A 9,495-nucleotide genomic window follows, 5' to 3' on the forward strand; every position below is an offset into this window, starting at 1 on the left:
GCCGCTGACCCATCTCAGGAAGCTCGACCTGCACCACAACTACCTGAGCGAGCCGATGAGACAGCGTGTCCGGGATGCGCTCGAACCGGCCGGCGTCGAAGTCGACCTCGACCCGTCCGACGCCGAGGCGTACGAGGACGAGAACGGCGTGCCGGTGCCCAGCGTCAGTGTGGGCCCGCTCACTTACTGATGCGATGAAGGGGCGGGGCCTCCCGCTCCCGCCGGGTGCGCAGGATGCTCGGCTCAGGCAGAGATCTGAACTCGGGGAGGCCCTCGATGAGTTCACCACCGTATGACGGTGTGCAGTGGGTGGGAATGGACCTGCACCGTCGCCGCTCGGTCCTGGTACGGATGTCGGCCGACGGGCAGCGGCTGGGCAAGATGGTCCGCTTCAACAACGATCCGGCCCGGCTCAAGCGGGAGACCGCCAAAGCCGGGCCGCAGCCGAAGGTCGTGCTGGAGGCCACGCTCGGCTGGTACTGGGCCGCCGACGCGCTCGCCGAGGCCGGGGCCGAGGTGCACCTGGCCCATCCGCTGGGGGTGAAGGTTTTCGCCTACCGGCGGGTGAAGAACGACGAGAAGGACGCCGCCGACCTGGCCGACCTGCTGCGGATGGGGCGGCTGCCGGAAGCCTGGCTGGCCCCGCCCGAAACCAGGGAACTGCGCGAGATGGTACGCGGGCGGCACAAGCTGGTGCGTCTGCGCACCAGCTGCCGCAATCAGGCCCACGGCGTGATGGGCAAGCTGGGCATCGTCGTCCCCATGAGCGACCTGTTCGGCACCAGGGGCGCGGTGTTCCTCAACGAGCTGCCACTGCCCGCCGGCTACGCGGCCCGGCTGCAGGCCCTGCGCACAGTGATGGGGGAACTCGACCGGCAGCTGGCCCGGCTCGATCAGGAGATCGCCGCCCGGCTCGCCGACGACACGGGCTACCGTGCGATCCAGCAGATCGGCGGCATCGGCCCGGTCCTGGCCGCGGTGTTCGTCGCCGAGATCGGCGACGTCACCCGCTTCCCCACCGCCAAACAGCTGTGCTCGTGGGCCGGGCTCACCCCACGCCACCGCGAGTCGGACCTGCCCGTGCACCGTGGGCACCTCACCAAGCAGGGCTCGACACTGGTGCGCTGGGCGGCCGTCGAGGCCGTCCAACACGCCCCCGAGAACACCCCGATGCGCGCCCACAAGGACCGCATCGAGGCCCGCCGCGGCATTCAGGCACGCAACATCGCCAAGGCCGCCGCGGCCCGCAAGCTGCTCACCCTGGTCTACTACGGACTACGCGACGGCGAAGTCCGCTGCCTGGCCCGCACGGACCAGGCGTGATCAGCATCCGGACCCACGGCCGACGCGAGACCGTCCCGAAGTCTGGCCCCCTCACGGCGAGGCCGAGTTACTGATTGGTCCCGTCGGCCGTGTGCCGAACCACACCATGCCGCACCACAATCGAGAGAACGGGCGCGGCGGATAGATGACCGGCAGCCGGAGCGCCGCCAACCAGCATCACCCTGGTGAAGAGCACACCCAACATGTCCCCACCACGCAAACGGGGACGGGGGCAGTACCCAGTCTCACCTTTATGACGGGCGCCCTCCGCCACCCGGTGGCTCCAGCACGGCCTCCTACTGCCGAGCAGAAGAAGAACCCGGTCAAGGCCGACACTTGACCGGCCCCGCCCCTTCATAGATGACCTCGGCTCGTCAAGGTGAGGCTGGCTCGTCGAGAGTCAGGCCGGTGCCGGGTCTGTCCAGCCGACGGTGTAACTCGGGTGGTGTGGGTTAGCGGCGGCCGACGGAGAGTCGGCCGCCGAAGGCGATGCCGAAGGCCTGGGGCGGGCTTCCAACGCATGGTCCAGCGTTTGCGTCCCTGGCCGGTGGGGTCGGGTTGACGGCCATGTAGACGCATTTGAGGGCTGCGGCCTCGTTCGGGAAGTGCCCGCGGGCTCGGACGGCTTTTCGTATGCGGGCGTTGACCGACTCGATCGCGTTGGTACGACCACCATCAACACCTCCACCAGCGCTGACGAAAGCGCCAGCACCAACCCATGGCCACCAACCCCCACATCCCCCAGGCCCCACCTCCCCCACCCTGACCAGCCGGAACCTCACCCTCGCCGCCACCCTCGACCGCCTGCCCCCACACCCCCTGACACGCACACAACCACCTTCCTCCACCACCTCGCCGGCCGCCTCCAACTCCCCCACCTCGCACCCGCCGCCCAAGACCTGCTCTGGCAACGCCCCCACACCCACTGAACCCGACCACCTCACCGCTGCCCCCACCCCGACAAGATCGGACCACAGCACCGGCACCTTCAGGCGCACCAACCAAGATGCGCAAAATCCGCCACCACACCCAGCAACCCTGCGCAGCACAAATAGCCAGCTCAGCCCACCTACCACGCGTCGCCAACCCACCATCCCGCACCGGCTGCCCCGACAAAGCGAACACACCGCTCAGTACAACTGAACAACAGCAGGCCACAACCGAGATCATTAAGTAACAGCACCAGCTACGTCACAGCAGCCTCCCGGCCGGCCCTGGCAGCTGCCTGACTGCTCGGCAGCTCGCAATGCCCCCCGGCGGGTCCGTGACCATCGGCAGCATCACGTCGGCGGCGCCATCACCTGATATCCCGTCAGGCGAGCGGCATCGGTGATCGCGGAATTCGGCTCGTGGCCTGCGACTCCATCACGATCGTCGCTACACCACTCGGCGGGACGCCACCGGTGCAGCGGGTGCACCCACAGCGCCGGCGCCATCGACCAGGGTTGTGCCGAGGCCCGCACACGCCACGCAGTGCCAGGGCCTGATCTGCGGTGCGGCCGCCGCAGCCAGATCGACGCGGCGCGCGGCCACAGGAAATTGTCTGCACGAATGGACAGTCTCGCTCGGTACCGATGGGCCGCATCGCAGACTCTGCGATGCGGCCCATTGACGCCCGGTCGGCGTCTCGCAAGGATCAACTGCATGCGCGTGCTGATCACCACGTGCGGATGGCGTTCTCACTTCTATCCGATGGTCCCGTTTGCGTGGGGCTCCGGGCGGCGGGCCTGAGGTCAGGGTTGCCAGCCAGCCGGCGATGGTGCAAACCATCATCGGTTCCAATGGCTGTGGTTGTTCCGCGGGAACGAGGCCCGATCCATTGCTCGACAACGTTGTCCTGAATGGGTATCACATTTGCTTTCGGCACCGGACAATTCCCCCCGAAGGGACTGACGTAGTGAGTAACGACGCGCCAGAAAATGTTCCGGCCACTCCCGAGCCGGTCGCCGTGATCGGGATAGGCTGCCGATTCCCGGGAGAGGCCAACAGCCCGGACGCTTTCTGGGACCTGCTGATGGCCGGGACCGACACCAGCTCCGAAGTCCCCGCCGATCGGTGGCAGCCCTATGCGGAGCTGAGCCACCAGCACGCCTCGGTGCTGCGGAACACCGTGGGACGCGGCAGTTTCCTGACCAGGATCGACGGGTTCGACGCGGATTTCTTCGGGATCACGCCGCGCGAGGCGGAGCTCATGGACCCGCAGCAGCGGATCCTGCTCGAGGTGGCCTGGGAAGCGCTGGAGCACGCGGGTATCCCCCCGTATTCGCTCGCCGGCAGCGAGACCGGGGTGTTCGTCGGTTCCTGCACCGACGACTACCGGCGACACCTGCTCGAGGACGTCGTGAACATGGACGCCTGGAGCGGCATCGGCGCGGCCCGATGCGCGGTCGCCAACCGGCTGTCGCACGTGCTGGACTTGCGGGGTCCGAGCCTTGCAGTCGACACCGCCTGCTCGGCGTCGCTGGTGGCGCTGCACCTGGCCTGTCAGAGCCTGCGTTCCACGGAGAGCGGTCTCGCCCTCGTGGCGGGGGTGAACCTGCTGGTCTCCCCGGGGGAGACGGTGACCCTGGACCTCGCGGGTGCGCTCGCCGCCGACGGCCGGTCGAAGGCGTTCGACGCCACCGCCGACGGGTACGGGCGTGGCGAGGGCTGCGGTGTGCTGGTACTCAAGCGACTGGCCGACGCCCAGCGCGACGGCGACCGGGTGCTGGCCCTCGTCCGCGGCAGCGCGGTGAGCCAGGACGGCTACACCAACGGGATCATGGCGCCCAACCCCGTCGCGCAGGAGCACGTCATGGTGCGGGCCTGCCGGCACGCCGGGATCGACCCGCGCACGGTTGGGTTCGTGGAAGCCCACGGAACCGGGACCCTGCTGGGCGACCCACTGGAGGCGGCCGCGATCAGCGCAGTGTACGGCGCGGACCGCGCGGACGACGGCTGCTTCATCGGCTCCGTGAAGGCCAACATCGGTCACCTGGAAGGCGCCGCGGGTGTGGCGGGCGTGATCAAGGCCGTGCTCGCGCTCAGCCACGCGGAGATCCCCGCCACTCCGATAGCGTCCGGGCCGAACCCAGCCATCCCCTGGCAGGACAACGGTTTGCGGCTCACGACGGAGCGCGTCCCGTGGCCCGGGACGGGGGAGCCGCGACGGGCGGGCGTGTCGGGGTTCGGCTACGGCGGCACCGTCGCGCACATCGTGCTCGAGGAGGCACCGGAAGCGCCGCCGACACGGGAAGCAGACGTTCCGCGCGAACGGTTGTTCGCGCTGTCCGCCGCGTCCGAGGAGGCACTCGCCCGCCGGGCTGGCGACCTCGCGGACTGGCTGTCGAAGCAGGGGGAGGAGGTCCCGCTCGACTCGCTCGGGCACACGCTGGCGACCCGCCGATCCCACCTCGGGCATCGCGCGGCCGTCGCCGCTGCGAGCAGGGCCGACCTGATCGAGCGGCTGCACACGCTCGCCCAGGACGAACCGGCCGACGACGTGGTGACCGGCAGCCCGCTGCCCGACCGAGGCGCCGGCCTGGTGTGGGTGTTTTCCGGACACGGCTCGCAGTGGACCGGCATGGGCCGCGAGCTGCTGGCCACCGAACCCGCCTTCGCCGCGGTGCTCGACGAACTGGCGCCGGTGTTCGTGGACGAGATCGGCTTCACGCCGCGGCAGGTGCTGGAGGACGGCGACCTCGACGAGGTGAGCCGGATCCAGTCGATGATCTTCGCCATGCAGGTCGGCCTTGCCGCGGTGTGGCGCGACCGCGGGCTCGCCCCGACCGCGGTGATCGGGCACTCCGTGGGCGAGATCGCCGCCGCCGTCTGCGCGGGCGCGCTCGACCTCGCGTCCGGGGCCAGGCTGAGCTGCCGGCGTTCGAAGCTGCTGCGCCAGGAGGCCGGCAAGGGCGCGATGGCCATGGTCGGCCTGCCCCTCGCCGAGGTGGAGCAGCAGCTGGCCGATCGCCCCGGGGTCGTGGCGGGCATCCACTCCTCGCCGATGTCCACAGTGGTCTCGGGCGATCCCAGCGCGGTCGAGGCCATCGCGGGCGAATGGCAGGCGGAGGGACTGGTCGTCCGCCGGGTCGCTTCCGACGTGGCATTCCACAGCCCCCGGATGGACCTGCTCGCGCAGGAGCTCGCCGGGGCCGTGGCCGACCTGCGTCCGGCGCAGCCGGAGATACCGGTCTACACCACCGCGCTGCCCGATCCGCGCACGGTTCCGGTCTTCGATGGGCCGTACTGGGCGGCCAACCTGCGCAACCCGGTGCGTCTCGCCAGCGCTGTCACCGCGGCTGCCGAGGACGGCCACCGGGCCTTCCTGGAGATCTCCCCGCACCCGGTGGTAACGCACTCGATCAGCGAAACCCTGTCCCAGCAAGGGATCGAGGCCGCGTTCGTCGGCGGCACTCTTCGCCGCAACCGGTCCGAGCAGCGGAGCCTGCTTTGTGCGCTCGGGTCGTTGCACTGCCACGGCCTCGACGTCGACTGGTCCCGGCTGTACCCGGCGGGCGAGCTGGTCGCCGCCCCGGCGAACCCGTGGCGGCACCGGTCGCTCTGGTGGCGGCCGCAGCTCGGTGGCGGTGGCGCCGCCCGGTCGCACGATCCGCACAGCCAGACCCTGCTCGGTGCGGAGATCCCGGTCGCGGGCAGCGCGGTCCGGGTGTGGCAAAGCAGCCTCGACGACAGCAACCGCCCCTATCCGGGCAGCCACAGCATCAACGGCGTCGAGATCGTGCCCGCCGCGGTGTTCCTCACGTCCTTCTTCGCGGCCGCCGCGCCGGCCTCCCCACCGCCGACGCTGCGGAAGATCGCGATGCGCAGCCCCCTGATGACCGCCCACCGCAGAGAAATCCAGGTCGTACTGGACGGCGACACCCTGCGGCTGGCCTCCCGCGCCGCGGACACGGACTCCGGGCCGGGGTGGGACACGCACACCGACGCGGCCGTCGCCGCCGAACCGGGCGAGCTGCCCGCTCGGCTCTCATTGCCTGCTCCGGTGGAGCGGGTAGCGGCCACCCTCGTCCACGAACGGCTCAGCGCGGTCGGAGTTCCCTCCACCGGCTTCGACTGGACAGTGCAGGAACTCTGGCGCGCCGACGGCGTGCTGCGCGGCACAGTCGCATTTGGACGGTCGACGACCTGGGCACCCGTACTCGACGCAGTGATGACGCTCGCGCCCGTCGCGTACCCCGGGGATCCGGTGCTGCGCATGGTCGTCGCGGCGGACGAGGTCACGGTGAGCGGCGAACCGCCCGAGTCCGCGGTGATCGGCATCACGGTGCGCGCGGACTCCCCAGACACCGTGGACGTCACCGTAGCGACGACCGACGGCGCCGTGACGGCCCACGTCAGCGGCCTGCGGTACGCGGTCATCGGCGCCGAAGACGCTGCCTCCGCCGATCCCCGCACACTGCTGCACGAGCTCGCCTGGCGTCCGTACGAACCCGTCGAGGCCGTGAGCGCGGACCGGGCCCTCGTCCTCGTCGGCCCGCACGACGCGCTGGCCGAGCAGCTGACCGCGCAAGCCCGCGCGACGGGACGCGACTGCCGGCTGGTCACCGATCCCGAGCAGGTAGACGACCTCGCCGACGCCGACGTCTGTCTGATGCTGCCAGCGGCAGCACCGCAAGGCGCCGAGGCGCGCCTCCGGCCGCTCGCCACGCTCGCGCAGCGCCTAGCCGAGGCGGGCACCGGCCGGCTGTGGTGCCTCACCACGGGCGCGGTGCGGACGGGCGCGGACACCGAGCCCCAGCTGTGCCCCGACACCGCAGCCATCACAGGAGCCGGCCGCACGCTCGCGGGAAATCGGCCGGAGTCGTGGGGTGCGGTCGTCGATCTGGACGACGCCGCCGTCACGGACGTGGCAGGGACCGCGAAGACCGTGCTCGGCCTGCTCGGTGCCGCGTCCGGCGAGGCCGTGATCGCAGTTCGGCAGGGACAACCGCACGTGGCCCGGCTGAGCAGGGTGGCGGCTCAGCCGAACCACCCGCCGACACCGTGCCGCCCCGAGGGCACATATCTGATCAACGGGGCTCTTGGTCCACTCGGCCTGGCAGCTGCGGATCGGCTCGCGGGCCTGGGCGCGAAACGGATCCTGTTCGTCACACCGCAGGAGTTCCCCTCGCGATCCCAGTGGGAGTCCCCAGTGGACGACGAGTGGGCGCGTCAGGTCGATGGGGTGCTGGCACTGGAAGCCCGCGGCATCACGGTGCGCGTGCTCACCCTGGACATCGCCGACTCCACCCAGGCCGCGCTCCTCGCCGACCCGGACCGGTCCGGCTTCCCACCCGTCCGGGGCGTCGTCAACCTCACCGAGCCGGGGACCCAGGAACTCCGCTCACGCGCCCGCGGCACGCAAGCGGTGCACGAGCTCTTCACGCCGGGAACCCTGGATTTCTTCACGGTCTTCTCCGCGGGCGATCAGACGCTGACCCTGCCCGGAGCGGAGCTGGACGGTGCGGCCTGCGCCCTGCTCGACGCCGTCGTGGCGCAACGCGCGGAGGCCGGGGAGCACGCACTGAGTCTGGGTGTCGTGGCTGGTCACGGAATCACTGCTGCTTCCCTGGTCGCCGCCTGGGACGTGGCGGACCGTCGCGGACCCGGCGTCTACCCGGTCTTCCAGGACGACCAGCCGAAACTGATCGAGCGTGCGCTGCCGGTGCTGAGCGAGCTCGGCGCCGTCGCGGAGGAGCCGGTCAAGACGGACGACCTGTCCACACTCGACCCGGAGCAGCTGCAGGCCACGCTCGTCGGCGAGGTCCGGTCGCTGATCGCGAAGGAGATGAAGCTGGACCCTGCGGACCTCATGCCCACGCGGTCGCTGGCGGAGCAGGGAATGGACTCGATCCTGACCGTCATGGTGCGGCGGCGCCTGGAGAAGCGGTTCGAGTGCCGGCTCCCGTCCACCCTGCTGTGGCAGACCCCGACGGTGTCCGCGATCGCGGAGCACGTAGCGGAGCTGCTGAGTGTGGCCGCCGGGGAAGCGAATCGGTGACCCGGGCCCGACCTCCACGACCCACGACGGAAGAGACGTCATGCGCACTGCGGACATGTACCTGAACGGAATCGGCTCGGTCGTTCCCCCAGTGTTCCCGGTGGTACGGGCCGTCGCGGACGGCCTATACCCGGCTCTGGAGGCCGAGGTGCACGAGTACCTCGGGGTCGCCGTGGCGGGCGAGCGTCCCGCGCCGGACATGGCGCTGGAGGCGGCCGGGGCGGCGTTGAAGCGCGCCGACCGCGAGCCGACCGAACTCTCCCTCCTGCTCTACACCAACACGTGGCACCAAGGGCCCGAAGGCTGGCCGCCCCAGGCGTACCTGCAGCGCCACCTCGTCGGCGGCCGGGTGCCCGCGATGGCCGTCCGCCAAGGGTGCAACGGTATGTTCGACGCGCTTGAGCTCGCGGCCTGCTACCTGCGCGCTGAGCCCGACCGCGAAAGCGCCCTTCTGGTGGCGGCGGACAACTACGGCACCCCGCTGATCGACCGGTGGCGGGTCGCCCCGGGCATGATCGCCGGCGACGCCGCCACGGCTGTGGTGGTCACGAAGAGCCCCGGCTTCGCACGGCTTCTCTCCATCTCCTCGATCAGCGCGCCGGCCGGCGAGGAACTGCATCGCAGTGGCGAGCCGATGTTCCCACCGACCGTGACCGACGGCCGCCCCCAGGATTTCACCGCGCGCTTCGAGCACTACCGGGCCAACCCGCCGGACGGCGCCGGGGTGCTCACGCAGATCCCGGGCCTCATGCTGGAACTCGTCGAGACCGCGGTGTCGGAAGCCGGTATCGAGATCAAGGACCTGGCCAGGGTCGCCTTCGAAACGCACTCCCGGGAAGTCGTCGAGCAGCGCGTGATGGTCCCCCTGGGCCTGGACATGGCGAAATCGACGTGGGAATTCGGACGGCGCATCGGCCATTGCGGCGCCGCGGACCAGTTCCTGGCCTTCGAACACCTCCTCGCAGCCGGCGAGCTGGCACCGGGGGACCACCTGCTGCTGCTTGGCCAAGCACCGGGCGTGGTCCTCTCCGCAGCTGTGGTGCAGGTACTGGACATCCCGAACTGGACGACTTGACTTCTCCCCCAGCTGAAGCAGGGAGATTCTTCCCTCGCGGGTTGAGCTTTCTGCTTCCCAGACAGCAGCTGCCCCGAACCAACGGCAAGGGACGTGGGTACGCCCAGCAGTCTTA

Annotated in this window: 3 protein-coding genes and 2 pseudogenes; 4 read left to right on the forward strand and 1 reads right to left on the reverse strand. The window is 70.4% G+C overall.

Features of this window, described 5'->3' with window-relative positions; genetic code table 11:
- Nucleotides 1-190 (forward strand): annotated as a pseudogene (locus ACWCQ1_RS51155) (STM4015 family protein); the annotation flags it as partial.
- An 86-nt stretch (nt 191-276) separates the two neighbouring features.
- Nucleotides 277-1,323 carry an IS110 family transposase gene (locus tag ACWCQ1_RS51160; protein WP_451030020.1) on the forward strand — a complete coding sequence of 349 codons (1,047 nt, stop codon included), beginning with the start codon at nt 277-279 and terminating at the stop codon, nt 1,321-1,323.
- Between the two features lie 452 nt (nt 1,324-1,775).
- On the opposite strand, the pseudogene ACWCQ1_RS51165 reads toward ACWCQ1_RS51160, so the two are convergent.
- Nucleotides 1,776-1,988 (reverse strand): annotated as a pseudogene (locus ACWCQ1_RS51165) (transposase); the annotation flags it as partial.
- Between the two features lie 1,091 nt (nt 1,989-3,079).
- Between ACWCQ1_RS51165 and ACWCQ1_RS51170 the strand changes: the two are divergent.
- Nucleotides 3,080-8,305 carry a type I polyketide synthase gene (locus ACWCQ1_RS51170; protein WP_451030021.1) on the forward strand — a complete coding sequence of 1,742 codons (5,226 nt, stop codon included), beginning with the start codon at nt 3,080-3,082 and terminating at the stop codon, nt 8,303-8,305.
- 40 nt (nt 8,306-8,345) lie between these two features.
- Entirely contained in the window at nt 8,346-9,380 is a 1,035-nt protein-coding gene (locus ACWCQ1_RS51175) for a ketoacyl-ACP synthase III family protein (protein ID WP_451030022.1), read from the forward strand.
- Nucleotides 9,381-9,495 lie beyond the last annotated feature (115 nt).

It is taken from the genome of Streptomyces sp. NPDC002144, assembly GCF_053593695.1.